General features: G+C 68.4%; 30 protein-coding genes. 8 read left to right on the forward strand and 22 right to left on the reverse strand.

The window, feature by feature from the left end; all coding sequences use genetic code 11:
- Positions 1–15: 15 nt before the first annotated feature.
- The 5 genes from ccmI to ACQY68_RS15615 all read right to left on the reverse strand — a co-directional run bounded on the left by ccmI (position 16) and on the right by ACQY68_RS15615 (position 4719).
- Positions 16–828, reverse strand: coding sequence for a c-type cytochrome biogenesis protein CcmI (gene ccmI / locus ACQY68_RS15595; protein ID WP_428150597.1), 813 nt, complete (start codon positions 826–828; stop codon positions 16–18).
- A gap of 17 nt (positions 829–845) precedes the next feature.
- Complete coding sequence (locus ACQY68_RS15600) at positions 846–2228, reverse strand: hypothetical protein (RefSeq protein WP_428150598.1); 1383 nt, start codon at positions 2226–2228, stop codon at positions 846–848.
- 78 nt (positions 2229–2306) lie between these two features.
- The gene (locus ACQY68_RS15605; protein ID WP_428150599.1) at positions 2307–3716 is read right to left on the reverse strand and encodes a sensor histidine kinase; all 1410 of its coding nucleotides are present in this window, start codon (positions 3714–3716) and stop codon (positions 2307–2309) included.
- 26 nt (positions 3717–3742) lie between these two features.
- Positions 3743–4423 carry a response regulator transcription factor gene (locus ACQY68_RS15610; protein ID WP_428150601.1) on the reverse strand — a complete coding sequence of 227 codons (681 nt, stop codon included), beginning with the start codon at positions 4421–4423 and terminating at the stop codon, positions 3743–3745.
- Positions 4424–4437: 14 nt separating this feature from the next.
- A complete protein-coding gene (locus tag ACQY68_RS15615) occupies positions 4438–4719 on the reverse strand; it encodes a hypothetical protein (RefSeq protein ID WP_428150603.1) in 282 nt (93 codons plus the stop codon).
- A gap of 201 nt (positions 4720–4920) precedes the next feature.
- Between ACQY68_RS15615 and ACQY68_RS15620 the strand changes: the two genes are divergently transcribed.
- Positions 4921–5301 (forward strand): hypothetical protein, encoded by a 381-nt coding sequence (locus tag ACQY68_RS15620; RefSeq protein ID WP_428152687.1) that lies wholly within the window; start codon positions 4921–4923, stop codon positions 5299–5301.
- Positions 5302–5398: 97 nt separating this feature from the next.
- On the opposite strand, the gene ACQY68_RS15625 is transcribed toward ACQY68_RS15620, so the two are convergent.
- A complete protein-coding gene (locus tag ACQY68_RS15625; protein ID WP_428150604.1) occupies positions 5399–6214 on the reverse strand; it encodes a PhzF family phenazine biosynthesis protein in 816 nt (271 codons plus the stop codon).
- A 49-nt stretch (positions 6215–6263) separates the two neighbouring features.
- On the opposite strand from ACQY68_RS15625, the gene ACQY68_RS15630 reads away from it, so the two are divergent.
- Positions 6264–6698, forward strand: coding sequence for a GNAT family N-acetyltransferase (locus ACQY68_RS15630; RefSeq protein ID WP_428150606.1), 435 nt, complete (start codon positions 6264–6266; stop codon positions 6696–6698).
- An 11-nt stretch (positions 6699–6709) separates the two neighbouring features.
- On the opposite strand, the gene ACQY68_RS15635 is transcribed toward ACQY68_RS15630, so the two are convergent.
- From ACQY68_RS15635 to thiD, 4 genes are all read right to left on the reverse strand, one after another.
- Complete coding sequence (locus ACQY68_RS15635) at positions 6710–7195, reverse strand: hypothetical protein (protein WP_428150607.1); 486 nt, start codon at positions 7193–7195, stop codon at positions 6710–6712.
- Positions 7192–7470: a hypothetical protein gene (locus tag ACQY68_RS15640; protein WP_428150608.1), complete on the reverse strand. Its 279-nt coding sequence runs from the start codon at positions 7468–7470 to the stop codon at positions 7192–7194. Before ACQY68_RS15640 ends, ACQY68_RS15635 begins: the two co-directional genes overlap by 4 nt.
- 334 nt (positions 7471–7804) lie before the next feature.
- Positions 7805–8371, reverse strand: a complete 567-nt coding sequence (locus ACQY68_RS15645; protein WP_428150610.1) for a nucleotidyltransferase family protein — start codon at positions 8369–8371, stop codon at positions 7805–7807.
- On the reverse strand, positions 8368–9180 hold the full coding sequence (gene thiD / locus ACQY68_RS15650) for a bifunctional hydroxymethylpyrimidine kinase/phosphomethylpyrimidine kinase (RefSeq protein WP_428150612.1): 813 nt from the start codon (positions 9178–9180) through the stop codon (positions 8368–8370). Before thiD ends, ACQY68_RS15645 begins: the two co-directional genes overlap by 4 nt.
- 84 nt (positions 9181–9264) lie before the next feature.
- Here thiD and ACQY68_RS15655 point away from each other — a divergent pair, with 84 nt between their 5' ends.
- The 4 genes from ACQY68_RS15655 to ACQY68_RS15670 are packed head-to-tail and all read left to right on the forward strand — an operon-like array spanning position 9265 to position 10923.
- The gene (locus tag ACQY68_RS15655; protein WP_428150614.1) at positions 9265–9576 is read left to right on the forward strand and encodes an ArsR/SmtB family transcription factor; all 312 of its coding nucleotides are present in this window, start codon (positions 9265–9267) and stop codon (positions 9574–9576) included.
- Entirely contained in the window at positions 9573–10106 is a 534-nt protein-coding gene (locus ACQY68_RS15660; protein WP_428150615.1) for an SRPBCC family protein, read from the forward strand. Before ACQY68_RS15655 ends, ACQY68_RS15660 begins: the two co-directional genes overlap by 4 nt.
- A gap of 2 nt (positions 10107–10108) precedes the next feature.
- Entirely contained in the window at positions 10109–10552 is a 444-nt protein-coding gene (locus ACQY68_RS15665) for an SRPBCC family protein (RefSeq protein ID WP_428150616.1), read from the forward strand.
- Positions 10549–10923, forward strand: coding sequence for a VOC family protein (locus ACQY68_RS15670; RefSeq protein ID WP_428150618.1), 375 nt, complete (start codon positions 10549–10551; stop codon positions 10921–10923). Before ACQY68_RS15665 ends, ACQY68_RS15670 begins: the two co-directional genes overlap by 4 nt.
- Here the strand turns inward: ACQY68_RS15670 and folP are convergent.
- The 11 genes from folP to tolB form a co-directional block, all read right to left on the reverse strand.
- Positions 10920–11729, reverse strand: a complete 810-nt coding sequence (gene folP / locus ACQY68_RS15675; protein ID WP_428150619.1) for a dihydropteroate synthase — start codon at positions 11727–11729, stop codon at positions 10920–10922. The two genes, ACQY68_RS15670 and folP, sit on opposite strands and share 4 nt — an antisense overlap.
- 8 nt (positions 11730–11737) lie before the next feature.
- Positions 11738–12334, reverse strand: a complete 597-nt coding sequence (locus ACQY68_RS15680; RefSeq protein WP_428150620.1) for a YdeI/OmpD-associated family protein — start codon at positions 12332–12334, stop codon at positions 11738–11740.
- The gene (locus tag ACQY68_RS15685; RefSeq protein ID WP_428150622.1) at positions 12334–12636 is read right to left on the reverse strand and encodes a winged helix-turn-helix domain-containing protein; all 303 of its coding nucleotides are present in this window, start codon (positions 12634–12636) and stop codon (positions 12334–12336) included. The genes ACQY68_RS15680 and ACQY68_RS15685 overlap by 1 nt, the downstream gene beginning before the upstream one ends.
- Positions 12637–12639: 3 nt before the next feature.
- The gene (locus ACQY68_RS15690; RefSeq protein WP_428150624.1) at positions 12640–13281 is read right to left on the reverse strand and encodes a hypothetical protein; all 642 of its coding nucleotides are present in this window, start codon (positions 13279–13281) and stop codon (positions 12640–12642) included.
- A gap of 75 nt (positions 13282–13356) precedes the next feature.
- Positions 13357–14571, reverse strand: coding sequence for an acyltransferase family protein (locus ACQY68_RS15695; RefSeq protein WP_428150625.1), 1215 nt, complete (start codon positions 14569–14571; stop codon positions 13357–13359).
- Between the two features lie 110 nt (positions 14572–14681).
- Positions 14682–16625, reverse strand: a complete 1944-nt coding sequence (gene ftsH / locus ACQY68_RS15700; RefSeq protein ID WP_428150627.1) for an ATP-dependent zinc metalloprotease FtsH — start codon at positions 16623–16625, stop codon at positions 14682–14684.
- 56 nt (positions 16626–16681) lie between these two features.
- Positions 16682–17965, reverse strand: coding sequence for a tRNA lysidine(34) synthetase TilS (gene tilS, locus ACQY68_RS15705; protein WP_428150629.1), 1284 nt, complete (start codon positions 17963–17965; stop codon positions 16682–16684).
- 68 nt (positions 17966–18033) lie between these two features.
- Positions 18034–18891 carry a tetratricopeptide repeat protein gene (locus tag ACQY68_RS15710; RefSeq protein WP_428150630.1) on the reverse strand — a complete coding sequence of 286 codons (858 nt, stop codon included), beginning with the start codon at positions 18889–18891 and terminating at the stop codon, positions 18034–18036.
- Between the two features lie 55 nt (positions 18892–18946).
- Entirely contained in the window at positions 18947–20059 is a 1113-nt protein-coding gene (locus tag ACQY68_RS15715) for a DUF3667 domain-containing protein (protein ID WP_428150632.1), read from the reverse strand.
- Between the two features lie 170 nt (positions 20060–20229).
- Positions 20230–20787: a peptidoglycan-associated lipoprotein Pal gene (gene pal, locus ACQY68_RS15720; RefSeq protein WP_428152688.1), complete on the reverse strand. Its 558-nt coding sequence runs from the start codon at positions 20785–20787 to the stop codon at positions 20230–20232.
- 126 nt (positions 20788–20913) lie between these two features.
- On the reverse strand, positions 20914–22338 hold the full coding sequence (tolB, locus tag ACQY68_RS15725; RefSeq protein WP_428150633.1) for a Tol-Pal system beta propeller repeat protein TolB: 1425 nt from the start codon (positions 22336–22338) through the stop codon (positions 20914–20916).
- Between the two features lie 169 nt (positions 22339–22507).
- Here tolB and ACQY68_RS15730 point away from each other — a divergent pair, with 169 nt between their 5' ends.
- Both ACQY68_RS15730 and ACQY68_RS15735 read left to right on the forward strand, forming a co-directional pair.
- A complete protein-coding gene (locus ACQY68_RS15730) occupies positions 22508–22732 on the forward strand; it encodes a type II toxin-antitoxin system VapB family antitoxin (protein WP_428150634.1) in 225 nt (74 codons plus the stop codon).
- Entirely contained in the window at positions 22729–23169 is a 441-nt protein-coding gene (locus ACQY68_RS15735; RefSeq protein ID WP_428150636.1) for a TA system VapC family ribonuclease toxin, read from the forward strand. Before ACQY68_RS15730 ends, ACQY68_RS15735 begins: the two co-directional genes overlap by 4 nt.
- Here the strand turns inward: ACQY68_RS15735 and ACQY68_RS15740 are convergent.
- Positions 23166–23951, reverse strand: coding sequence for a hypothetical protein (locus tag ACQY68_RS15740; protein ID WP_428150637.1), 786 nt, complete (start codon positions 23949–23951; stop codon positions 23166–23168). The two genes, ACQY68_RS15735 and ACQY68_RS15740, sit on opposite strands and share 4 nt — an antisense overlap.

Genomic DNA, 23951 nt, shown 5'->3' on the forward strand with positions numbered 1-23951 from the left:
GTCGGCTCCAACGGGTCATGCCGCCGCGTCCAGTCGGCTGACCAGATCGGCGCGGCGCGGATCGGCCGGATCGAGCGCGGCGATCAGCGGCGCCCAGACCTCGCGCGCCCGTGCCGTCTCGCCCCGGGCCAGGGCGGCCTCGCCGAGGAAATAGCGTGCGCCCAGTTGCTCTGGATCGAGGGACAGCGCCCGGGCGAAGGCCGCCTCGGCGTCGACGCCGACACTCCCGTCGGCGGCCCGCACGAGGCTTTCGCCCAGACGGGCCCAGCTCGTCGCATCCGTCTCGTCCAGAGCCAGCGCCCGGCGGAAGGCCGAGGCAGCCCCGATGGGATCGCCGGCCTCGAACCGGGCCGCGCCCAGCATGGTCAGGGCGGTGCGGTTCTCCGGTTCGCGTTTCACCGCGCGGCTCAGCACGGCCGCGATCTGTTCCGCATCGAGGGTCTCGGGGCTGGCGGCCCAGTCGTCGATCCGCCGCTCATAGGCCTGATCCGGCAGGCCGGGATCGCCGACCACGAAATACAGACCCAAGGTCGCGGCGACCGCCCCGACCAGTCCCACCAGCACGATGGTCCGGTCCCGCCCGCCGACGCGCGGGGCGACTTCCGGCGACGCGCCCGCCAGCAGGCGACGTCCGGCCTCGGCCCGTGCGGCGGTCCAGGCCTCGTCGTCCAGCAGTCCTCGAGACTTCAGGCGATCCAGCTCGGCCAGCTCGGCCGCGCCCGTGTCCGACACAGGCTGCTCACGGTCGGCGCCGCGCCGCGCGAGGCTCAGCACCAGCAATCCGGCCAGCGCCGTGGCCAGGCCGGCCAGGGTCCAGAAAACGATCATCCGCGCCGTTTAGCGGATCAGGCGGCCCGGGGCGAGCGCTCCTCGTCGAGCGATGCGCGGGCGCCGGCCGCGCCGGCCCGGCGTCGAACGGTGCGGGCCGCGTCGGTCGCCTCGATCAGAAGCAGGCATTTGGCCAGGGTCTCGACCATGGCCAGCGACTTGCGCTGATCCGGAGCTTCGCCCGCGTTCACCGCCTCGATCACCAGATCGACCCAGGTGGTGACCCTTTCGGTCACCGACTGCACCAGCTGGACACGCAGGCCCTCACAACCGAACACCTGGGCCGCGGTCCGCAGGGCGCCCAGCAGGGTCAGTTGAAGGATGGCCGCCTGCACCGCCTCCAGCGGCGCGGCTTCGGCGTCCAGATCCGGCGCCTGTTTGGTCATCCGGCCGGCCGTCTTGACCGCCTTCGACGGCATCAGCCGGTCCATCGTCTTGTCCAGCGACCGCAGGGTGCCGGACAGGCTCTTGTTGATCCGCTCGCGGGCCTCCCGCGCCTGCTTGCCCCAAATCCCCTCGGGATCGAGCTGCAGAGTGATGTCGAGTTCGCCCAGGGTCTCCGCGCACCAGGCGATATCGGCGCGCAGTCCGGGCCCGGGGTCGGCCTTGGCGCCCGGCTTGTGCGAGGCGATGCGGGTCACCCGCGCCTCGACCTCGGCGATCAGGCGATTGACGAAGCCGGCCATCTCCGATTCCGACAGCAAGCCTTCCTTGGCCGAGGCCTTCGACGAATGCACGACCAGCCGCAGGATCAGGGAGGCGTCGCCGAGATGGGCGAACATGATCTCCAGCATGCGCGGCCCGCCGTCGGTGGTGATCTCGGCGCAGTCGCGGATCAACAGGCGGAGCTCGGCCAGCTGGTCGCCGGTGGGCCGCAGGATCAGGTCCGGCAGGTTCAGCAGGCCGCGCCGGGCCATGGCCGCCAGGTCGAAGCACAGGGCCAGTTCGTCCAGCCCCCTGGCGCGAACCGCCTCATCGCCGCCCACGGGCCAGACGATGTCGGGCGTGTCGCGCACGGCGGCGGCCGCGGCGACGCAGATGCGGTCGGCGACCGCCCGCATCTTCGGATTCTCCTCGATCGGACGATAGTCGTCGAGCACCAGCAGCAGCTCGGGCTCCTTGCCGGACGCCGCCTTCCACAGGCGAGGCAGGACGCCGGACGGGAAGGTCAGGGCATCGACGCCGTCCGGACGACGCTGGAACATCGGCAGCAGGGGGGCGAAGGCGATGGCGCGGCGGCGACGGTCGATGGTCTCATCCGCCAGCATGATACTGAGCGCGGCCGCGCGCTCTCCGGGCATCTGGGCGACCGCGCCCGCAAGGGTCTTCAACACGCGGTCGGGCACACGCTCCAGCATCTGGGCGAGGACTGCACGCTGCGCGACCGATAGCTCGGCCATGCCACACTCCGTCGACCGCAAGGTCGCGGTCGGACATCACAGTAAAGGCACGAGGTTAAAAATCCGGAAGCGGGGAAATCAGACTTCCGCGGCGGGCAGCTCCAGCACGGCCTTGAGCCCGCCGAGATCGCTGGCGGCCAGGGTCAGGCGTCCGCCATAGGCGCGGGTCAGGTCGTCGACGATCGCCAGACCCAGTCCCGATCCCGGCGCGTTCTCGTCCATCCGCGCGCCCCGCTTCAGCGCCCCGTTACGCTGATCGGCCGGAAGGCCGGGTCCGTCGTCCTCGACCACGGCGATCATCTGCCCCAGACCGCTCGCGCCCGCGGAGACCCGCACCCGGCGCGTCGACCATTTGCAGGCGTTCTCCATCAGATTGCCGAGGATCTCCTGCAGGTCCTGACGCTCGCCGAGGAAGGCCAGTTCATCCGGCGCGCGCCAGTCGATCTCCACGTCCTTCGACTGGAACACCCGCTCCAGCATGACCGCCAATTCGTCGATGACCTCGCCCACAGGCGTCTTCTCGCCCAGGCCATGCGCGGCGCGGGCGGCGGCGCGGGCGCGACGCAGGTGGTGATCGACCTGGCCCTTCATGACCTCTGACTGGCGACGGACGATGTCGGCCAGCGGCCCCTGATCCGTTCCCGCCTCGGCCAGCATGACCGACAGCGGCGTCTTCAGGGCGTGGGCCAGGTTGCCGACGTGCGTCCGCTGGCGCTCCACGACTTCCTGATTGTGGTCCAGCAGGCGGTTGACCTGTTCGGCCAGTGGCTGGATCTCGGTCGGATAGTCCTTCTCGATCCGCGCTGCCTTGCCCTTGCGGACATTGGCGATCTCGACCCGAAGATCGAACAGGGGCCGCAACCCGATCTGGACCTGCAGGAACACGGCGATGACCAGGCCGATGCCCAGGATCAGCAACGCCGTCCAGGTGAAGGTCGCGAACTGGCGCGTGTCCATGTCGATCTCCGACCGGTCGATCCCGGCCATGAAGACGAACGGTCGCCCGTTGAGCGCCTTCATGCTTGCGGCGATGCGCAGCGGCTGAGCCCCGTCGGGCAGGATGCCGGGATCGTTGTAGCTGAGGGTCGCGCCCATCGACGCCTTGAGCCGTGCGGGCAGTTCGGGAGCGACGTAGAGGCTCTCGCCGGACAGGGATGGAGACTTCGCCAGCACGACGAACCCGCCCTCTGCATCGACCTCGCCCACCATCCAGTATTTGCCCGACAGGCCGCGCAGGGTCGGGGCGTCCTTGATCTCGGCGACCCGCAGGCCTTCGGGCGTCATGACGCTGGCGATGACCACATCGTCGATCACGGCTCCGAGAGAATTGCCGAGCCGTCGCAGCGCGCTCTCCTGATACTGGCTGGTGAGCATCCAGCCGGTCAGCATCAGGGCGACCACGATCCACGCCGACGCCAGCCAGATCAGCCGGCGCGTCAGACTGCGGCCCGGACGCCCGAACCAGCGCCCCCAGGACGGTTTCGTCACAGTTTGGAGCGCCGGGGCGTCGTCGCTCACGCGGCTTCGGACTCGCCGGCCAGAGGCGTCAGGCGATAGCCGAGGCCTCGCACGGTCTCGATCCGGTCCGATCCGACCTTCTTGCGCAGCCGGCCGATGAAGACCTCGATGGTGTTGGAATCGCGATCGAAGTCCTGATCATACAAGTGCTCGACCAGCTCGGTACGGCTGATGACCCGACCCTGGTGCATCATCATGTAGTGCAGCAGCCGGTACTCCAGCGACGTCAGCCGCAGCGGTTCGCCGTTAACCGTCGCCCGCGCGGCACGCGGATCCAGCCTAAGGCCCCCGCACGCCAAAGTGGCCGAAGCGATGCCCGCCGAGCGCCGCAGCAGGGCCCGCAGGCGCGCCAGCAGTTCCTCAGTGTGGAAGGGCTTGGTCAGATAGTCGTCGGCCCCGGCGTCGAAGCCCGAGACCTTGTCCGACCAGGCCCCGCGCGCCGTCAGGATCAGCACCGGCGTCGCCTTGCCGTCCCGGCGCCAGCGTTCCAACACCGACACGCCGTCAATCTTGGGCAGGCCGAGGTCGAGAACGACCACGTCATAGGGTTCGGTGTCGCCCAGGAAATGGGCTTCCTCGCCGTCGGCGGCGTGATCGACCGCATAGCCGGCGTCGCCAAGGGCCTGCTTCAGTTGGCGCGACAGATCGACGTCGTCTTCAACAAGGAGAACTCGCATCGTGGGTCCCTGGATTAGCCGCGCGAACTGACGGTGATGTCGATGATCTGGCCGTCGCGCTCGAAGCGGAACACATAGGAGTCGCCGCGCATGCCCAAGGAGCCGACGAAACGGGCGCCGCGGGCGCGCGACTGGGCGATTCCCTGTGCTTCCGCTTCCGAGATACGGCGCTCCTGACGCTCGAACGACTGCCCGTTATTGCGATCACCGCGATTGCCACGGTCCTGCGCATGCGCGGCGCTCAGCGGCGCTACGGCGATCAGGGCGGACAGGAGGATGGCGGACAGGCGGGTCATGGAACGTCTTATGAGGCCGGCGCTCTGAACGGCGGCTGAACACGCAGCTTAGGGACGTTTAACCTTGGGGGAAACGGGCCTCTCCCTCCGGATGAACAGAACCTGACCCGCCCCGTTCAGGATCGGCTCAGCGGCGATCAGCTTTCATCAGGTCAACGCAGCCAGTCCGGTTGCCGAGTTCAAAAGTGGAGTGATCCGATGATGAAGAAGATGCTCGTTCCCGCCCTCGTTCTGGCGTCGGTCTCCGCCGTCGCCCTCCCGGCGGCCGCCCAGTCCTACAACCGTGGCCATGACCGCCAGGACGACCGCGGCTACAGCCAGAACTACGGCGGCTGGCAATCGATCAACGTCCGTCAGGCCAACCTCGACCGCCGCATCGACCAGGGTGTCCGCAACGGCCAGCTGAGCCGCCGCGAGGCGACCCGCGTCCGCGGCGAGTTCAACGCCCTGCTGCGTCTCGAGGCCAACTACCGCCGTGGCGGCCTGACGGCCTGGGAGCGGTCCGACCTCGATCGTCGCTTCGACCGTCTCTCCGCCTCGATCCGCGAGGAACGCCGCGACCGCGACAACCGTCGCCACTAACGGTTCGTGAGCTTCGGGCGGTCGTGCCGAAGACACGGTCGCTCGCAAGGCGGGGGGCGTGGTCCGAGAGGGTCACGCCCCCTTTCCGTATGCGGGATCAGAACCGCAGAACCGACCCCATCACCGTCACCGCGTGCCCCCGGATCAGGACCCGATCGCCGGCCAGCTCGGTCTCGAACCGCGCGCCCCGACCGGGATAGGCTTGTTCGAAGGTCACATTGCTCCGGTCCAGCTTCATCGCGAACAACGGCGCCAGGCCGCACCGGGCCGAGCCGGTCGCCGGATCCTCGTCGATCCCGCAACCGGGCCCGAAGAAACGATCCACGACGTCGACATCCCCTCCTTCATCCTTGTCCGACAGGGCCGCGGCGATCACCTGCCCCCTCTCCATCGCGCCGTCCCCGAACGCCATCAGCGCCGGACTGTCCGGCGTCAGGCCGCGCACGGTCGCTGCATCCGCCATGATCGCGATCAGATACCGGCTCGCCCACACCTCGAGCGGCTCGGCCCCCAGCGCCTCCGCCAGCCCCTTCGGCGTCTCGACCCGCGTCAGCGGATCGGCCGGAAAATTCATCTCGTAGCCCTCGCCGAACCGGTCGACCGTCAGCGGCCCGGACGCTGTGTCGAAGGTCAGCCGGCGCGCCTCGATCCCCAGTTCGCGCCACAGCACATGGGCCGCCGCCAGGGTGGCATGACCGCACAGGGAGACCTCGGTCGACGGCGTGAACCAGCGCAGGTCGAACCGCGAGGCGCTGGCGGTCGTGCGCAGGAAGGCCGTCTCCGAATGGTTGTTCTCCGCCGCCAGCGACTGCATCCAGCCGGCGTCCGGCCAGGCGTCCAGCGGCTGGAGCACGGAGGCGGGATTGCCCATGAACGGGCGTTCGGCGAAGGCGTCGACAGTCCACTGGCGCATGCCGCCCGGCTTAAGTCAGGATGCGAGGGGAAACCAGACGGACCCGCCCATGACCGCCACCCTGACCACCGCGTTGGACGACTCTCAGCTGCGCACGGCGTGGCGCTGGATCGCCGAGGAAAGCTATTGGGGCGCCCGTATCCCGTGGCCGACGTTCCAGCGCGCCTGCGCCGGGTCGCTCTGCTTCGGCCTGGTCGAGGACGGGGACCTGCTCGCCTTCGCCCGGGTGGTCACGGATCAGGCCACCTTCGCCTGGCTGTGCGACGTCTTCGTCGATGACCGGGCGCGCGGCCGGGGTCTGGGCAAACAGCTGATGCAGGACATCCTCGCCGACGACCGTCTTCAGGGCCTGCGCCGCTGGGGTCTGGCCACCGCCGACGCCCACGGTCTGTATGCCCGATACGGCTTCGAGGCCGCCGATCCGCTGCGCCACATGGAGATGGTCGACCGCGACGTCTACCCGGTGCTGTCGCCGGCGCCCTGAAACGCGAGCGGCTAGCGGAACGCGGCCGGCATCCGTTCGATCTGGTCCAGCATGATACGCAGCGCGGTCACATTGTCTGTGACGACCGCGCCGATGTCGGACCGGGCGAGTGAGGCGGATGTCACCACCACCTGCCCGCTGGGCGTGCGATCCAGAAGCCCCAGCTCCGCGAGGCGCGCGCACTTTCGCCGAACGGTCTCGATGGGGACGTTCAACGACCTGGCGATGGACGAGATGGAAACGGGCCGCCTAAGAGAGTCGCGGTAGAATCGGCCGTCGAAATCTTCAGCCTTGGCCGCCCGGTTCCGAAGGTGCTGCGTGCAGCCCAGCGAAATCGAAAGAAACACCATCGCCATCAGGAAATCGCCGTCGCATGCACCGGCATAGGCGACCATCACCCTGACGCAGTATTCGGACGTGGTGCTGACCAACGCCTTCTCGTACTGATCAGGATGGAGGTGGCCCGGCGCTCCTTCGTCGAAAACCTCGGCGGTCACGTCCTGACCTGGCCGGCATGCCGATCGGTCCGATCGGCCACTGCATTCACGCCGAAACGCGCGTCCATCCAGCTGGCCAGATCCCGAATGCAGATCACGTCGGCCCCGTCACTGCGCTCACCATCCCCGGCGATCCTGGCGAGAAAATTGAGCTTCGCGGCGACATCGGTGGTCGAGTGAACCGGAGCGAGCAGCAACTGCCTTTCGATCAGATCAAGCTGGTCGAACCGGTCGTCGGCCGCGCCCTCGTCCGGTTGGTCCCCGCCGTCGGTCATTTGTTCGTATTCGCCCAGAAGGCGAGAAAGCTGTTCGAGACTCGAGATCATTTCTGCACTCCCAGGCAGTCAGCCGGCGCAGTAAATCACCGTCTGATGAACGTTGGTCGCGTTTGATACGGATGAAAACCTCACCCGCTTCTTACGTTGCGGAAACTCTGCCCAAAATGGGGAGGATTGAAAGCACGGCATCCCGATTTCTCGCGAAGGGACGTTTCATGCATTCGGGACGGCGACGAAGGTTTTTGCTTCTCGCGACAGGCGAATGTCAGCGCGATTGCCGCATCGCGAAAGATGCCGATCCGCCCGACCGACGGCCGCTGGACGCCCGGCCTCAAGCCTGTCTGAGTTCCGGCCAGCGAGCGGTCGCACTGTTCACGACGCGGTCCCAGCCCTTGGCCAGCGGCCGGTTCGGGTTGGGGCGGATCACCATGTCGAACACGTCCCGAAGCCCGAACGGCGCGGCGATGCTGATGGTGTCGTCGGCCTCCATCCGCACGCCGACCGCGAAGGCGGGCGCCACGAACCGCGCGAGCGCCGCATCGGTGTCCGGCAGCGGCTCATAATCCTCACCGAACCGATCCATGAACCACAGATGCACCCGCGCCTGATTGCGCACCTCGACGTCGGTCCGGAAGGGCTCCTCGAAGGCCGCCGCGACCCGTCTGATGACGACGTCCTCGGCGCCCCACGACGTGTCCGGATCGAAATAGCCGAGGTCAAAATCCTTTCGGCCATAGCCGGCCGGCCGGCCCGTCACCGCATTCCAGACCGATTGATAGACCGCGCCAGAAAAGACCCGCCAGTCGGGCAGGCCCAGCCCGCGCACCGTCGTCAGCACGTGCATCAGGTCCGGGTCCGCCCGGACGATCTCGACCAGCCGCACCTCAAAGCCGCTCATCGCGCATCCCTGAGCGGCCAGCCGTGATCCAGCGGGCCGTGTCCGTGGCCCAGACCCGGCGCACGACGGATCGCCTCCGACACATAGGCCCAGGCCTCCGCCACGGCGACCTCCAGCGGATGGCCCAGGGCCAGTCCGGCCGCGATCGCGCTGGCCAGGGTGCAGCCGGTGCCGTGGGTCGAGGTCGTCTCGATGCGCGGCCCTTCCAGCAGGGTCTCGCCGGACGGGGTGATCAGCAGGTCGACGACCGTCACGCCCGGCACATGACCACCCTTCATCAGCACCGCCCCGGCGCCGAGTTCCAGCAGGGCCGCGCCCGCCCGGCGCTGCCCGTCCAGATCCTCCACCGCGATCCCCGTCAAAGCCTCGGCCTCCGGCGCATTGGGCGTCAGCAGGGAAGCGCGCGGGATCATCAGGCTGCGCACCGCCTGCACCGCGTCCTCGTCCAGCAACGCCGCCCCGCCCTTGGCCACCATGACCGGATCGACCACGGTCGGCGCATCCGAGGTGTCGAGAATGGCCGCGACCCACTCCACCACCGCCACCGAGCCCAGCATGCCGGTCTTGATCGCGTCGGCGCCGATATCGTCCAGCACGGCCCGCGCCTGCGCCTCGATCAGATCGAGCGGCAGGGGGTGCACGCCATGGACGCCGAGCGTGTTCTGCACCGTGATCGCCGTGATCGCCGTCGCCGCATAGCCGCCCATCGCGGTCACGGCCTTGATGTCGGCCTGGATCCCCGCCCCGCCGCCGGAATCCGACCCCGCGATGATCAGGACGCGACCGGGGAAGGGGGCGGATGACGACATGGCTCCGGGATGCGTCACGCCGCCGGAGTCGGCAAGTCCGCTTTTTATATTGCAGTATGGCTATATAGCCTGTAGACGATATTCATGCACGCCGCCCTGAACGCCCTCGCCGAACCGAACCGCATGGCCATCATGGCCCTGTTGCGCGACGGCGAGCGGCCCGCCGGAGACTTCGTCGATGCCCTGCCGATCAGTCAGCCGGCCGTCTCGAAGCATCTGTCGGTCTTGCGCGAGGCCGGTCTGGTGACCGTGCGCAAGGACGCCCAGCGCCGTCTCTACAGCTTGAACCCCGCCCCTCTGGCCGAGCTCGACGCCTGGCTCGAGCCGTACCGCAAGTTCTGGATCAACCGCCTCGACGCCCTCGAACGTCATCTCGACAAGGAGTTTCCGCAATGACCGACACCCTCGCGCAGCCCTCCGAACTGGGAACCATCTCCACCCTCGACGACGGCTGGGAGATCCGTTTCGAACGCCGCCTGCGCCATTCACCGGAGCGCGTGTGGAAGGCCCTGACGACGCCGGAAGGTCTCGCCTGCTGGCTGGCCGAGGCGGACATCGACCTGGTTGCCGGCGGCCGGATGGACCTGCATTTCCGCCAGCCGGATCACGAGTTCATGCCCGACACCCCCGACCGCCGCATCCAGAACAACGAGGTGCTGGTGGTCGAGCCCTACACCCGGTTCGAACACACCTTCGGCTCCAACGATGAGTCGGTCGTGTCCTGGCGTCTGACGCCCGACGGCGACGGGACCCACATCCAGCTGGTCCACCGCATCCCGCAGGGTTGGGCCGGCGGCCGCGCCAACGTCATGACCGGCTGGCGCACCCACCTGGAAGGACTGGAGGACGCCATCCACGGCGTGCGTCACGGCTGGGACTGGGAGTTGTTCCTCGCCCGGCGCGAAACCTGGCTGGCGAAGCTCTGACCATGGCGGAACCGATCGAAATCCGGGTTGAGAAGCGGTTCCGGCATCCGCGAGAGCGCGTCTTCGACGCCTTCGTCGATCCGGCCCATGTGGGCCTGTGGCTGTTCCACACGCCCGACGGGGTCATGGAACAGGTCGAATACGATCCCGTCCCCGGCGGCGGCTTCACCATTGTAGAGCGGCGCGGCGAGACCCTCGCCCGCCACCTCGGCCGGTTCGTGGAGATCATGCGGCCCGAGCGGATCGGTTTCGATTTCCGCACCGACGACGACGGCGAATGGACCCGCGTCACCGTGGTCTTCGAGGCCGGGAGCGACGGTTGCCGCATCGTCCTGACCCACGACCTCGCCGCCGAATGGGCCGCCTATGAGCGACAGACCGTCCACGGCTGGACCACCATTCTCGCGGCCCTCGAAACCGTCCTTCACGCCGGAGCCGGATCATGACCACCGCCCACCCCTTCTTCATGTTCCAGGGCCAGTGCGGCGAGGCGCTCGACTTCTATGTCGCCACCCTGCCCGAGACCCGTGTCCTGTCGCGCAACGACAAGCCCGACGGCACGGTGGCCATGGCGCGGCTGTCGATCGCGGGGCTGGAGATCATGGCGAACGACAGCCCGCCGGTGCACGACTTCACCTTCACCCCCTCGATCTCGACCTTCCTCGGCGTCGACGATCCGGATCAGGTCGACGCCCTGGCGACGGCTCTCTCGGTTGACGCCAAGGTGCTGATGCCCGCGAACAACTACGGCTTCTCCCGCCGCTTCGCCTGGGTCCAGGACCGGTTCGGCGTCTCCTGGCAGATCAACGCCGCCTAGGCGGAGGCCACCGCCGCCTGCGCCGCCAGCGCCTGGACGGTTTCCCGCACGTCGTGGACGCGGACGATCGCCGCCCCGCGCCGCGCCCCTTCCAGCGCCAGGGCGATCGAGCCGCCCAGCCGGTCCCCCGCCTCGGTCGCCGACGGGTCGATGTTCCGGATCATCCGTTTCCGGCTGGCCCCCAACAGCACGGGATAGCCAAGCTCCGCCAGCCTCCCCAGCCCGGCGATCAGCGCCAGATTGTGCTCGATGGTCTTGCCGAAGCCGATGCCGGGATCGAGCGTGATCCGGTCTCGCGCCACCCCCGCCGCCACCGCCGCCTCGGCCCGGTTGCCGAGATAGTCGCGCACCTCGGCGACCACGTCGGAATAGCGCGGCTCCACCTGCATGCTGCGCGGCTCGCCCAGCATATGCATCAGCACCACCTCGCACCCCAGTTCGGCGGCGACCTCCGCCGCATCGGGCGCGAAGGTCAGGGCGGTGACGTCGTTCCAGATCGTCGCCCCCGCCGCGACGGCGGCGCGCGCAACCTCGGGCTTCATCGTGTCGATCGAGATCGGTCCGTGCCAGCGCGCATGCACCGCCGCGATCACCGGCGCCGTCCGCGCGATCTCTTCCTGGGCCGGGACCGGCTCCGCCCCCGGCCGCGTCGACTCCCCGCCGATGTCGAGAATGTCCGCTCCGTCCCCGATCAGCTTCATCGCCTGCGCCAGCCCGGCCTCGACCGTATCGTGCAGACCGCCGTCGGAGAAGCTGTCGGGCGTGACGTTCAGGATGCCCATGACACGAGGCCGGATCGAACACATACGCGCCTCTAGCCCCTCTTCTGCGTATACGGTGTCTCGCCGCGCGCCAGCATGGCGACCAGATCGATGATCTTCTTCTTCCGCCCCGCTTCGGTCCTCAGGGCGTTCGTGCGGTGGATGAGGGCGAAGCGGTTCTGGCTGGTGAGCACGTCGAACAGCGCCTTCGCTTTCGGCTCCGCATCGATCGCCGCCTGCAGGTCGTCAGGGACCTCGGCGCCCCTGACCCGATAGGTCTTCTCCCAGCGCCCGTCCGCCCTGGCCGCCTCGACATGTTTCAGTCCCGACGGCTGCATGGTCCCGTCGGCGATCATCCGCTCGGCATGGGCGACGTTGATCTCGCTCCAGCTGCTCTTCGGCCCGCGCGGCGTGAACCGCTGCACGAAGCTGACCGCGTCGAGGCTCTTCCTGACCCCGTCAATCCAGCCCCAGCGGATGGCGACCGGGATCGCGTCCTTCCAGCTGACGCTCGGCGTGCCCGACCCGACCTTGAACACCCGAATCCAGACCTCGGGCTCCCTGTCGTGATGCCTGGCCAGCCAGCCGTGAAACGCGTCGCCGTCCGCGAAGGCCTGCACCCGTTTGGGATCGACGACCATCGGCGCCATCAGTCCCTCTTCCCGATCAGCCCGCCCAGGGCCTCGAGATAGGCCGCGAATGCCTTCCGGCCAGAGGCGGTCAGGGTCACGCGGGTCAGCGGCTTGTTGTTCTGGAAGCTCTTGTCGATGGCGACATGGCCCGCCTCCTCCAGCTTCTTCAGGTGGACCGACAGATTGCCCTGCGTCGCCTCCAGCACGGTCTTCAGCTCGGTGAAGTCGGCGGTCTCGACGTCGGCCAGATAGACCATGATCCCCAGCCGCATGCGGCCGTGGATGACCTCGTCGATCTTGCCGAGATCGCCCAGCGCCATGGATCAGGCGACCTTCGCCCGGGCTTCGCGCAGCATGATCCAGCCCGGCAGGGCGAACAGCAGAAACAGGGCAGCGGTGCAGACATAGAGGTACTGGTCCGGCTGGCGCACCAGCAGCCCCAGGGCCACGGCCGTCACCCATCCTCCGGCCGAGGTCGCCAGCATCCAGACCTTCTTCTTCAACCCCCAAGCCACCGACCATGCGGCGGCCTGCAGTCCGAACACCACGGCCGGGTAGTAGAGCCAGAGGGCGAAGTCGCCGTCCCGCCACGCCCCGACGCCGAAGATGATGATCATGGCCAGATTGACCATGCCGGCGCTGGAGAAGCCCGCGTTCAGCGTCCGCGTCGCCAGCGGCCCGCGATGGCCTCCCCCGCTTTCGCGCATGTCGCGGATCGCCGCCCAGGTGATGAAACCGCACACCGCCACGGTGATACCGATCACGAAGGCCAGGTTGGCCAGGTCCGGCCAGCGGATCACGCCGAAGATCTGGCCGATGTGGAACAGGCACTGGAGGCCGTAGAGCAGCCCGCCGGCCAGATAGCAGATGGCCAGGGTGATCGACGGCTTGCCCCCGCCCTCGACGATCGAGCGCAGGAAGGCGAGGTCGGCCTCCGGGGATGGGCTGGCGGGCTTGGACGGCATGGGGGCGATTCTCATCTGCGACCGGCCCGTCCGGGGTGGACGAGCCGGTCGGTCTTGGCAAGCTTCGGGGGCAAGCTATTCGGCGGGAACGGCCGCGACGGACGGAGCCTTGCGCCACGGCACGCGCCGTCCGTTGAGCCAGCTTCCCATGAAGGTGTGGCGGATCAGCAGCTCATAGGTGATCAGGCAGACTGCGAAGACGCCGATCGACACCCCGCCCAGCTTCAGCCACCACGGCCCGGCCCAGTCCTGCACCCAGACCTGGGCCAGCATGACCAGCGGCAGGTGCAGGATGTAGATCCAGTAGGAGGCGTCGGCGAGGTAGCGCCGGATCGCGCTGTGCCCCGACAGGAATCGCAGGCACAGCCCCATCGCCGCGAACGCCGAGGTGTAGACCGCCAGCGCGGTCACCGCCGCCGCGATCGCCTTCTCGTCCGTCAGCTCGACCATGGGCGTGATCTTCGGTCCCCCCGCGAGGTTGTAGGCGGCGACGCCCGAGACCACGGCGACGGCCAGGAACAGAGGCGTCCAGGCGGCGATCCGGTTCAGCAGGTCGCGACGCCGATCGATCAGGAAGCCCAGGCCGAACGCCAGACCGAAGCCGACGAGCGCCGCCGTGTTCGGGACGAGGCCTGCGTCCGGCGTCGGCACGGCGAAGAAGGCGACCCATTTCGGATCCAGATACAGGGCCAGAGCCAGAGGCGCGGCCAGCACGATCGGGGTCCACGGTCCGATCAGGGCGCCGGTGATCCTGTCCACGACCCGACCCCAGCCGCCGTCCCTGTCCAGCATCGCGAACGGCGCGCGCAGGATCAGGACCGCCGCGTAGAAGAGCGTCAGCACATAGAGGAACCACAGGTGGGTCAGCGGGAAATTGGTCCAGTCGTAGGTCGGCGGAGGCGGCGGCGGCGCGCCGGGCACGACCAGACCGTTGACGTAGGACGTCCAGATCAGGGCTCCGACGATCCCGACCATGACCGGGAACCAGAAGGCGGCCAGCGGTCCCGTGATCCTCATGATCCGGTCCTTGGCGAAGCTCAGCCAACCCCGGCGCGCCAGCATCATGTGGGCGAACAGGCCGGCGATGAGGAAGAAGGCCGTCATCCGGAACAGGTGGATGGCGAAGAACAGTCCGGCCGCGCCGATCGACCGACTATCGTCGGCGACGATCCAGATCTGCTGCGGAAAGAAGGCCAGGCTCGCGTGCAGGACGACGCCCAGCAGCAGCGCTCCGGCCCTCAGGGCGTCCAGTCCGTGCAGCCGCTCCGGCCGGTCGATATCGGTGGTCATGGGTCTCTCCCCTCGTTTCGGGAGATCCCTTCTCACAGACTTGTTTGAATTGCAAACTTGTTCGTCAAGAAGCACCCCGCGCCGGTTTCCCGGGGCGGGGTGCTGTCGTTCTAGTGAAGCGTCGTGTGGTTGTCCGAGGCGACGACGCTGACGCCGTCCGACACCGGGGTGACCGGCACGGAGACGGACGGCCCGGCGTTGGGGAAGTTGTTCTCGTCGCGGTTCGGCGCGGCGCCCTTCTCCAGCAGGTCCTTGATCTCTTCGCCCGACAGGGTCTCGTACTCGAGCAGGGCCTGGGCCAGGGTCTCCAGATCCGCGGCCTTGTCGGTCAGGATCTGGCGCGCCTCGTCCCAGCCGGAGGTGACCAGCTTGCGGACCTCGGCGTCGATGGTGCGGGCCGTCTCTTCACTGATGTTCTGGCTGCGCGCGACCGAGTGACCGAGGAAGACCTCCTGCTCGTTCTCGCCATAGGCCACGGTGCCCAGCACGTCGGAAAAGCCCCACTGGGTCACCATACGGCGGGCCAGCTTGGTCGCCTGCTGGATGTCGGACGAGGCGCCCGAGGTGATGTTCTCCTTGCCGAAGATGATCTCCTCGGCGACGCGACCGCCGGCCATGATGGCGATGCGATCGACCATCTGCTGGTACTTCATCGAATAGCGGTCGCCTTCCGGCAGCTGCATGACCATGCCCAGGGCCTGGCCGCGCGGCACGATGGTCGCCTTGTGCACGGGGTCGGCCATCTTGACGTTCATGGCGACGATGGCGTGGCCGCCCTCGTGATAGGCGGTCAGGCGACGCTCTTCCTCGTTCATGGCCATGGATTTGCGCTCGGCGCCCATCATGACCTTGTCCTTGGCGTCCTCGAAGTCGCGGTGGGTGACCATGCGACGGTCCTTGCGCGCCGCCATCAGGGCCGCCTCGTTGACCAGATTGGCCAGGTCGGCGCCGGAGAAGCCCGGGGTGCCGCGCGCGATGGTCTTGGTGTTCACGTCGGCGGCCAGGGGCACGTCCTTCATGTGCACGCGGAGAATCCGCTCACGCCCGGCGACGTCGGGGTTCGGCACCACGACCTGACGGTCGAAGCGGCCGGGACGCAGCAGGGCCGGATCCAGCACGTCGGGACGGTTGGTCGCGGCGATCAGGATGATACCCTCGTTGGCCTCGAACCCGTCCATCTCGACCAGCAGCTGGTTCAGCGTCTGCTCGCGCTCGTCATTGCCGCCGCCGAGGCCTGCGCCCCGGTGACGACCGACGGCGTCGATCTCGTCGATGAAGATGATGCACGGCGCGTTCTTCTTGGCCTGTTCGAACATGTCGCGCACGCGGCTGGCGCCGACGCCGACGAACATCTCGACGAAGTCGGAGCCCGAGATGGAGAAGAAGGGCACGCCCGCCTCGCCCGCGACGGCGCGGGCCAGCAGGGTCTTGCCGGTGCCGGGAGGGCCCACCAGAAGGGCGCCCTTGGGGATCTTGCCGCCCAGACGCTGGAACTTGGCCGGGTCCTTCAGGAAGTCGACGACCTCCTGCAGTTCTTCCTTGGCCTCGTCCACGCCGGCGACGTCGTCAAAGGTCTTGCGGCCCTTGTGTTCGGTCAGCAGCTTGGCCTTGGACTTGCCGAAGCCCATGGCCCCGCGCGCCCCGCCCTGCATCTGGCGCATGAAGAAAATCCAGACCCCGACCAAGAGCAAAATCGGCAGCAGGCCCAGAAGGGCGTTCATCCAGATCGACTGGCGAATGGTCTTGGCGCCGACATCGACACCGGCGGCGTCCAGACGGGCGGCCAACTGGTTGTCCGAAATCGGCACGACGGCGGTGAACCGGCTGTCGTTCTTGTAGACGCCCGTGACCTGATCGCCCGAGATCATCACCGACTTGACCTCACCGGCCGCGACACGGTCGTTCAGCTCGGAATAGGTGATCGTCGCCGGGCGCGCCTGGGCGCCGGCGGCTTGTCCGGGCAGCGTCGCGCCGCCGTTCTGGCTGATGGCGGCATAGACGGCCAGAAGGCCCAGTATGATCACGCCCCAGATCGCCAGGTTACGCAGGTTCATCGGTCTGAAATCCTCGTCGCCGACCTCGCGGGCCGGCAGATGTTACGTCGTTGTCGTCAAAATAGGTCAGGCGGCGGCGTTTCGCCATGCATGGTCAGGGATAGCTCGCTTTCCTGCGTCGTTTCGCCCAGCGCGAGGGCCAGACGGCGCGGCGCCAGGGCGCGAACCTCCGCCGCCCGCCATGCAAGAACCGGCGCATCCCCGCCGTCCCGGATCAGGACCGGCAGAGCCGCGCGGACCCGGACCGGGACCGTGTTCACGATGACGCGATCCGCTTTGGACAGGGCGTTCAGACGACCGGACCCGGCTGTGACGGTCCAGCCCGGCTCACGGACGATGATCTCGTAGCGTCCGTCCCAGACGGCGGGAACGCCGGGCTGTAGCGCGATGTCGGCTACGGGATGCCGGCGCAGTTCTCCCGCCTCACGGCCGATGACTACCGTGTCCCCGCTCGCCTCGATCCGCGCGCCGGCGAGGTTGGCGGTGAACTCCTCGCCGGCATTCACCCGCGCCGTCAGCGCCTCGACCCGACCCCCGCGCGGCGGCGTTTCGCCTCCGGATGCGCACAGCAGGATCGCGGCGATATCGGTCGCGAGTCCCGGCCGAACCATCTCGAAACCCTCTCCCAGTGGGAGAGGGTTTGAGGCTCGCAGAGCGAAGCGATGCGCCAAGCCGAAAGGGTGAGGGTCGTGCGCTTCCGGCGAAGTCCGACCCTCACCCTTTCGCGCAAGACCGATCGCCTCCGGCTCCCGGGCGCTCAAGCCCTCTCCCACCGGGAGAGGGGTCAAGGCCTTCCGCGCCGCGCCCCGCCCAAATCCCGCATTTCCCGAATCCTCGATCCAGTCCCGCCCCGCCTCCCGCAGCCAGTCCCGCAAAGCCTCCCGCCGCTCATCCAGCATCGGCCGCAACAGCATCAGCCCCCGCCCCTCGGGCCAGGCCGGGCTCGGCGCCCATTCTCTCAGCCGCCCCAGGGTCGAGCCTCGCGCCCGCATCCAGTCGCTCTCGGCGATGTCGTCGGCGGTGTGGGCGAACAGGACCACCCTGGCCCCCGCCTCCCGCGCGGCGTCCGCGATCAGGCCATGCCGCGCCCGACGCGCCGCAGCCGGCAGCCCGGTGGTCGGCTTCTCACCCTCCCAGCGGCGTTCGACCCAGTCCGCCCCGACCGCGCGCGCGGCGGCCTCGCAGCGGCGGCTCCAGTCGCGGCTCTCCGGGTTCAGCCCGTGATCGACGGTGATCGCCAGCAGGCGGCGCCCGGCGCGCTTCGCCCAGGCGCCCACGATCTCCAGCAGGGCGATGGAATCCCCGCCGCCGGACAGGGCCAGGGCGACGGGATGATCCACGTCGGTCTCAAGCCGCGCCTCCAGCCGCGCCGCGACCCGGCCTTCCAGCCCGGCCGCGCCGGCGGGGCTCAGCGGCAGGCCGCCCGGGTCCGCGTCTCGGCGGCTATGGCGCGCAGCGCGGGCGTCGAGGTCGCCTGATACCGCCGGACATACTCGCCCAGGGCCGCACAGGCCTGCGCGTCCCGGTTCGTCGCCTCGAGCCCGCGCGCGAGCTTCAGCGTCACCTCGCCCGCCCACGGCAGGGTCGGCCAACCGGACAGGGCGGTGGCGTATTGCTGCACAGCGCCGGCCTGATCGCCGGTCGCGCGGATGATGTCGCCGATGCGCCAGACGGCTTCCTTGCCCGACGGCGTATCCGGCCAGTTAATCGCCACGGCCTCGAGCGCGGAGCGCGCAGCGGCCGGGTCGGTCAGGGCCCGCGCGGCGGCCAGATCGGAGACGGCGTCCCCGGTCGGCGAGCGCGGTCCGCGCGCGGCTTCTTCGGCAGCCGCTTCGGCGGCGCGACGGGCTTCCACGGCGGCGGTCTCGAGCCGTTCGACGCGGCGGTCGGAATCGGCCAGTCGAGTGCGCAGGGCGGCGTTGTCGCGGTCGCCCTCGTCGAGCTGGAAGGTCAGCCGCTCGAGGTCGCCGTTCACGCGCTGGACGGTCTGCTCCATGTCCTGCAGCCGGCGGTCCATCTGCGACACCCGGCCTTGCAGGGCGATCAGCTCGGGATCGGATTCGACCAGCATCGGCTCGCCGACCTGATTGTTGCGCTGGAGCAGGGCGCGCTCCAGCCGGCGGACGTTGCGATCCAGGTTGTCCAGTCGCCGCACATCCCACTGGATGGCCGGCAGGGGCTGGGTCTGGGCGATGACCGCCCCGCCGACGAGGCCGAGGGCCACGGTCGCGAGGGCGATGTTCCGGAACGAGAATGGGCTCTTCATGACGCTACAGCTTTCATCGTTTTGCGGCGCCCGCAAGGCGTCAGGCTCCTCACCCCTACGCTCCCAGTCCCAGCGCGATGATGGCGAGGACAAAGAAGGTCGACACCACCACGCAGAAGAACAGCAGGAGACAGGTCCGCCACAGCGCCGACCAGATCGACAGCCCGTAGGTCCCCTTCAGCTGGGCGAACATGTGCGCCGGCACGGCGAAGGTCCCGATCGTCCCGAGCACGCCCGCGAACCAGCCGTTCATCCGCCCGAGCACGCCCAGAACCATGAACAGGATGGACATGAAGGTCAGGGAATACAGGACGAAGACCCCGTGGTCGTACCAGGTGAACCCCCGCTTCCAGGCGAACATCAGCCAGACGAACGGGATCGACATCGGCACCAGCAGGAAGGCGAACTTGTAGGTCGTCTGCTGGAATTTGTAGACGGCCAGATCGGGGTTTCCGAGCTTGTGGAGGATCTTCTCCTGCATCTTCTTGTCGCCGATGCCGACGTGGAAGTTCTCGCCGTGGACCGTATCGGCCATGTTGGCCTGCCAGCTGCCGGGCGCGAGGCCGTCGGCGCGCGGACCTTCCGCCTTGGCTTCCTGCAGGGCGCGCAGCTGGCCTTCGGACGCGGCCAGACCAGCCTGCAGTCCGGCCTGGACGCCCTCGGCGCCCGGCTCGTCGGCCTCGACCCTGGGTTCGACCTCTACCAATTGCTGGCGCAGGTTCGCTATCGCGGTTTCCGTATTGGCGATCCGCTCGTCGAGACTGCGTGTCTCGGTCGGCACGAGGGCGGCCCCGCCGAAGCTCAGGGCGAAGAACATCAGGAAGACCGTGAACAGGAAGATGGCCAGCGGCGAGACGTAGCGGGTCCGCTTGCCCTCGATCCATTCGCGGGTCAGCCGGCCGGGATTCGCGATCAGCAGCGGCAGGGTGCGCCAGATGCGGGCGTCGAAATGCATGACGCCGTGCAGCAGCTCCTCGCCGAGGTGCAGCAGGGTCCGGTGCACATGAGTAGGCTGGCCGCAGTTGGCGCAGAAGTTTCCGGTCGTGGGCTCGCCGCAGTCGCTGCAGGCTCCGGCGTGGTCGTCGCCCGCCTTGCCGGTCGGCTTCTCGACCGCTCCCGCGATCAGGCCGCCGGTCGCCAGACCGCCCGCCGCATCCATATCCACCATAGCCCCCTCCACGCACGCCAGGCCCTATGTGCAGCGCAGCGCGAAGCCGGTCAAAAGGAAAGGGCGCCCGCGAACACGGACGCCCTCCAGAATCAAACGCGGACCGCGTTCAGGCTGTGCGGCTCCGCGCTCAAGCAGCGAGCCGCCGCGCGAGCGATAGCGCCCTTACCTTACTGCGCGCCCGACGCGATCGCCGTGTGGCCATTGCGGTTGCGGGCCCACGAATCCTCGTTCGAACCCACGGCGATCGGGCGCTCCTTGCCGAAGCTGATCGTGTCGATCCGGCCGGCCGAGACGCCGCGCTCGATCAGATAGTTGCGGATCGATTCGGCGCGGCGGGCGCCGAGGGCGAGGTTGTATTCGCGGGTGCCGCGTTCGTCGGCGTTGCCCTCGATGCGGACGGTGACGCCGGGATAGCGCGACAGCCAGGCGGCCTGGGCGTCCAGGCGCGGGTAAGCTTCCGGGCTGACCGAGAAGGAATCGAGGTCGAAGTAAATCCGGTCCCCGACGTTGACGACGAAGTCCTGTTCCGAGCCGGGCGCGCCCGAACCGATATTGCCGCCGTCGATGCCGCCGTTGCCGGGGCCCGGATAGGCGGGGTTGTCGATCGCCGGTCCGCCGGTCGTCCCGTCGGCCGCGCCGGTCACCGGGCGGCGTGGGGCGCAGGCGGCCATCGACAGAACAGCCAAACCGACCACTGCGAACCTGGTCGTGCTGGATACGGTCATCATCGGGTCGTCTCCTTGTTTTCGGCTGTCCGGCGAAGCTTCAGCATACGTCGCCAACCGTGGCTTTTGTCTGTGCCGTCTCCGGCGATAACGCATAGTTGTTCCGGTGGGTCCCGGACGTGATTTCTACGACGAGCAGCTGTCGGCGCCCTGACCGACGCCGAGGTTGCTGGGGCTTTCGTCCAGCAGCGGCGACCAGGCGGGGTCGGAACCCCGGCCCTGATAGCCCGACTGGGCGATGACCCGGCCGGACAGGTCGACCATCCAGAGGGTGGTGTTCCCGCCGCGCGTCTGGCGCGAATACATCAGATAGCGGCCGTTGGGCGCCCAGGACGGGCCCTCTTCGAAATAGGACCGGCTCAGCATCCGTTCGCCGGAGCCGTCGACGCCCATCACCCCGATGCCGAACTGGCCGCCGCCGGACTTGGTAAAGGCGATCAGATCGCCGCGCGGGCTCCAGGCCGGAGCCGTATAGCTGCCGCCGCCACGCGAGATCGGACGCTGGTTCGAGCCGTCGGCGTTCATGACATAGAGGCGCGGCGTGCCGGTTCGGTCGGAGTTGAACACGATCCGCGACGCGTCGGGGCTGAACGACGGTGAGGTGTCGATGCCGGGGTCGGAGGTCAGGCGCGACAGCTGGCGCGTCCTCAGGTTCATCACATAGACGTCGGTATTGCCGCCCCGGATGATCGAGAAGGCCACCTTGGTCCCGTCCGGCGAATAGCGCGGCGCCAGGGCCTGGCCGTCGAACTCGCCCAGGCTCTCGCGCCGGCCGGTGGTCAGGTTGTAGAGATAGATGCGGCTGTAGTCCTCGCCCAGCGCCATATAGGTGATCTCGTCCGGGTTGGACGAGAAGCGCGGCGTCAGGATGATCTCCGAGCCGTCGGTCAGGAAGACGGGGTTGTACCCGTCCTGGTCCACGATCGCGAGGCGCGACAGGCGGTTCAGCTCGGTGCCGCTCTCGGCGACATAGATGATCCGGGTATCGAAGATGCCGGTCTCGCCGGTCATCCGGGCATAGACGACGTCGGCGATCTTGTGCGCGATCCGGCGCCACTGTTCGCCCGTGGCGGTGAAGTTGTAGCTGACCAGCTGGCACTGGCGGTACGGGTCGTACAGACGGAACCCGAAGTCGTAACGGTTGTCGGAGCGCGGCGTGACCGAGCCGTACAGCACCGCCTGCGCACCGATCTGGGTCCACTGCGGGAAGTTCGGCGCATTGGCCAGGGTCAGGCCCGTCTCGATGAAGCCGGCCGGGTTGATCGGCTCGAAGAAGCCCGAGCGCCGCAGATCGCCGGAAACCAGGTCGGCGATCGAGGTTCCGTTCGGGCCGCTGAACGGCGCGACGGCGATCTGGAACGGCCGCAGCACGCCTTGGTCGATCTCGACCTCGATCGGCTCGCCCGTCTGGGCCGGCTGGGCCTGTGTCTGCTGACGCGAGGGACCGTTGGGGTCACGCGCCGCCTGGGCCTGTGCGCCAGAGACCTGGCCGAACGAGCTTGCGGCGATGCCGATGGCGGCCACGGTGCTCAGAAGCAGGTTCAGACGCATCGATGTCTCCTCAAGGCGCAGCGAGATGTCCCGATCCTTATCGCCAGACCGTGTGACAAACGCCAGCATCAGGTCGAATGGGGCGACTTTCGGGACGGCAACCTTTGCCGGGCGGCCCATCAGGGATCGTCAGCTTTGATGCTTGATGCGTGATGCGCTATAGTCCGGCATGCGCACGACACTGACAATCGACGACGACCTTCTGGAGCGAGCCAGAGCGATCGCTGAGCACGAGAACCGCTCGTTGGGAGATGTCGTGTCCGAAAGGCTGCGCAAGTCGTTTGAAACCCCGGGTCCGGAACTGGAAACGTGGAACGGCTTCCCTCAACTGCCCAGACGCGGCGCCGTGGTGACGATGCAGATGGTCAATGCGGCGCGGGACGACGACGGTTGATCCATCTTCTCGACGCGAACGTCCTGATCGCCTTGATCGACCCGGATCATGTCCACAACGGCTATGCCCGGGCGTGGTTCGAACAGACCGTCGATGAAGGCTGGGCGACCTGTCCGATCACGCAACACGCCTTCATTCGCATCGCCGGAAAGCCCTCATACCGGATGCCGGGCGCCGCTTCGGACATGGCGGAGATTCTCAAGAAAGTCTGCCGGCGACCCGGCCACGTGTTCTGGCCTGAAACCATCAGCCTTCTGTCGTCGCCGTTGGTGGACACCACACGACTGACCAGCCACGGCCAGATCACGGACACCTATCTTCTCGCCCTGGCCGTACATAACGGCGGGCGGCTCGCGACCTTTGATCGACGTCTTTCGCCGGGAGCGGTCAAGGGCGGCGCCGAAGCCCTGACCTTGATCCAGAGTTCAGACGCCTAACGGTTCCGGCAGGCCCGTTCGGTGTTGAACGTCGGCCGGAACGCGCCGCCCGGGAAACCTTGGGGAACGTCGAAGGGCGCGGTCTGGCGGATAGCGCGAAGGGCTCCGTCGGCGGCGGCGCGATACACCGAATCGGAGCGGGCATTGCGCAGCGTCGGTCCGGCCGTGATCCGGCCATCGGCGGACAGGGTCACGTCCATCTCGATCCGCAGCTGGTTCGCGCCCGGGATATCGCAGGGCAGGGTCCAGTTCGGATAGACCTGGTTGAAGATGGCGGTCAGCTGCGGACCCGTGGCCTGGGCCGCCTGACCGGCGCCCTGCTGCCCCGTGGCCGGGCGCGGACCCGGCGTCGGCGCCGGACGGCGCGGGCCGGCGAGGGCGTCGAGGTCCAGCGACGGCTGCGGCTGGGGAGGAGCCGGGCGCGGCGGCGTCGGGCGTGGGGGTGTCGGCCTCGGCGGCGTGGGCCGGGGCGGAGTCGGTCTGGGCGTCGGGGTCGGCGTGGGACGCGGCGTCGGAGCGGGCGGCGTGGGCGTCGGCGGGACCGGCTCGGGCGGCGTCTCGACCGGGGCGGTCGCGGCCTCCTCGGTGACAAGTTCCTCGGACGGATTGTCCGGCGCGGCCGCCTCGACCACCGCCGAGGAGATGATCGACACCGGCACCGATGACACGGTCGGCATGATCTCGGCCTCGCTCTCGGGCCAGCGGATCAGGAACATCGCCACGACGGCGGCATGCACCAGGATCGCGCCGAGGATCGCGAGGGATGGCCGGGACTTCGTCAC

Source organism: Brevundimonas sp., from assembly GCF_965278935.1.
Lineage (GTDB): Bacteria > Pseudomonadota > Alphaproteobacteria > Caulobacterales > Caulobacteraceae > Brevundimonas.

What these genes read in the sequence shown, in the direction of transcription:
- ACQY68_RS15610 (WP_428150601.1), bottom strand. Translation starts at nt 4,423, where the DNA reads ATGCGAGTTCTCCTTGTTGAAGACGACGTCGATCTGTCGCGCCAACTG.
- folP (WP_428150619.1), bottom strand. Translation starts at nt 11,729, where the DNA reads ATGTGTTCGATCCGGCCTCGTGTCATGGGCATCCTGAACGTCACGCCC.
- ACQY68_RS15685 (WP_428150622.1), bottom strand. Translation starts at nt 12,636, where the DNA reads ATGGCGCTGGGCGATCTCGGCAAGATCGACGAGGTCATCCACGGCCGC.
- thiD (WP_428150612.1), bottom strand. Translation starts at nt 9,180, where the DNA reads ATGTCGTCATCCGCCCCCTTCCCCGGTCGCGTCCTGATCATCGCGGGG.
- ACQY68_RS15625 (WP_428150604.1), bottom strand. Translation starts at nt 6,214, where the DNA reads ATGCGCCAGTGGACTGTCGACGCCTTCGCCGAACGCCCGTTCATGGGC.
- ACQY68_RS15645 (WP_428150610.1), bottom strand. Translation starts at nt 8,371, where the DNA reads ATGAGCGGCTTTGAGGTGCGGCTGGTCGAGATCGTCCGGGCGGACCCG.
- tolB (WP_428150633.1), bottom strand. Translation starts at nt 22,338, where the DNA reads ATGCGTCTGAACCTGCTTCTGAGCACCGTGGCCGCCATCGGCATCGCC.
- ACQY68_RS15670 (WP_428150618.1), top strand. Translation starts at nt 10,549, where the DNA reads ATGACCACCGCCCACCCCTTCTTCATGTTCCAGGGCCAGTGCGGCGAG.
- ACQY68_RS15690 (WP_428150624.1), bottom strand. Translation starts at nt 13,281, where the DNA reads ATGCCGTCCAAGCCCGCCAGCCCATCCCCGGAGGCCGACCTCGCCTTC.
- ACQY68_RS15710 (WP_428150630.1), bottom strand. Translation starts at nt 18,891, where the DNA reads ATGAAGAGCCCATTCTCGTTCCGGAACATCGCCCTCGCGACCGTGGCC.
- pal (WP_428152688.1), bottom strand. Translation starts at nt 20,787, where the DNA reads ATGACCGTATCCAGCACGACCAGGTTCGCAGTGGTCGGTTTGGCTGTT.
- ACQY68_RS15730 (WP_428150634.1), top strand. Translation starts at nt 22,508, where the DNA reads ATGCGCACGACACTGACAATCGACGACGACCTTCTGGAGCGAGCCAGA.
- ACQY68_RS15695 (WP_428150625.1), bottom strand. Translation starts at nt 14,571, where the DNA reads ATGACCACCGATATCGACCGGCCGGAGCGGCTGCACGGACTGGACGCC.
- ACQY68_RS15660 (WP_428150615.1), top strand. Translation starts at nt 9,573, where the DNA reads ATGACCGACACCCTCGCGCAGCCCTCCGAACTGGGAACCATCTCCACC.
- ACQY68_RS15640 (WP_428150608.1), bottom strand. Translation starts at nt 7,470, where the DNA reads ATGACCGACGGCGGGGACCAACCGGACGAGGGCGCGGCCGACGACCGG.
- ftsH (WP_428150627.1), bottom strand. Translation starts at nt 16,625, where the DNA reads ATGAACCTGCGTAACCTGGCGATCTGGGGCGTGATCATACTGGGCCTT.
- ccmI (WP_428150597.1), bottom strand. Translation starts at nt 828, where the DNA reads ATGATCGTTTTCTGGACCCTGGCCGGCCTGGCCACGGCGCTGGCCGGA.
- ACQY68_RS15655 (WP_428150614.1), top strand. Translation starts at nt 9,265, where the DNA reads ATGCACGCCGCCCTGAACGCCCTCGCCGAACCGAACCGCATGGCCATC.
- ACQY68_RS15620 (WP_428152687.1), top strand. Translation starts at nt 4,921, where the DNA reads ATGAAGAAGATGCTCGTTCCCGCCCTCGTTCTGGCGTCGGTCTCCGCC.
- ACQY68_RS15665 (WP_428150616.1), top strand. Translation starts at nt 10,109, where the DNA reads ATGGCGGAACCGATCGAAATCCGGGTTGAGAAGCGGTTCCGGCATCCG.
- ACQY68_RS15715 (WP_428150632.1), bottom strand. Translation starts at nt 20,059, where the DNA reads ATGGTGGATATGGATGCGGCGGGCGGTCTGGCGACCGGCGGCCTGATC.
- ACQY68_RS15680 (WP_428150620.1), bottom strand. Translation starts at nt 12,334, where the DNA reads ATGGCGCCGATGGTCGTCGATCCCAAACGGGTGCAGGCCTTCGCGGAC.
- ACQY68_RS15615 (WP_428150603.1), bottom strand. Translation starts at nt 4,719, where the DNA reads ATGACCCGCCTGTCCGCCATCCTCCTGTCCGCCCTGATCGCCGTAGCG.
- ACQY68_RS15600 (WP_428150598.1), bottom strand. Translation starts at nt 2,228, where the DNA reads ATGGCCGAGCTATCGGTCGCGCAGCGTGCAGTCCTCGCCCAGATGCTG.
- ACQY68_RS15630 (WP_428150606.1), top strand. Translation starts at nt 6,264, where the DNA reads ATGACCGCCACCCTGACCACCGCGTTGGACGACTCTCAGCTGCGCACG.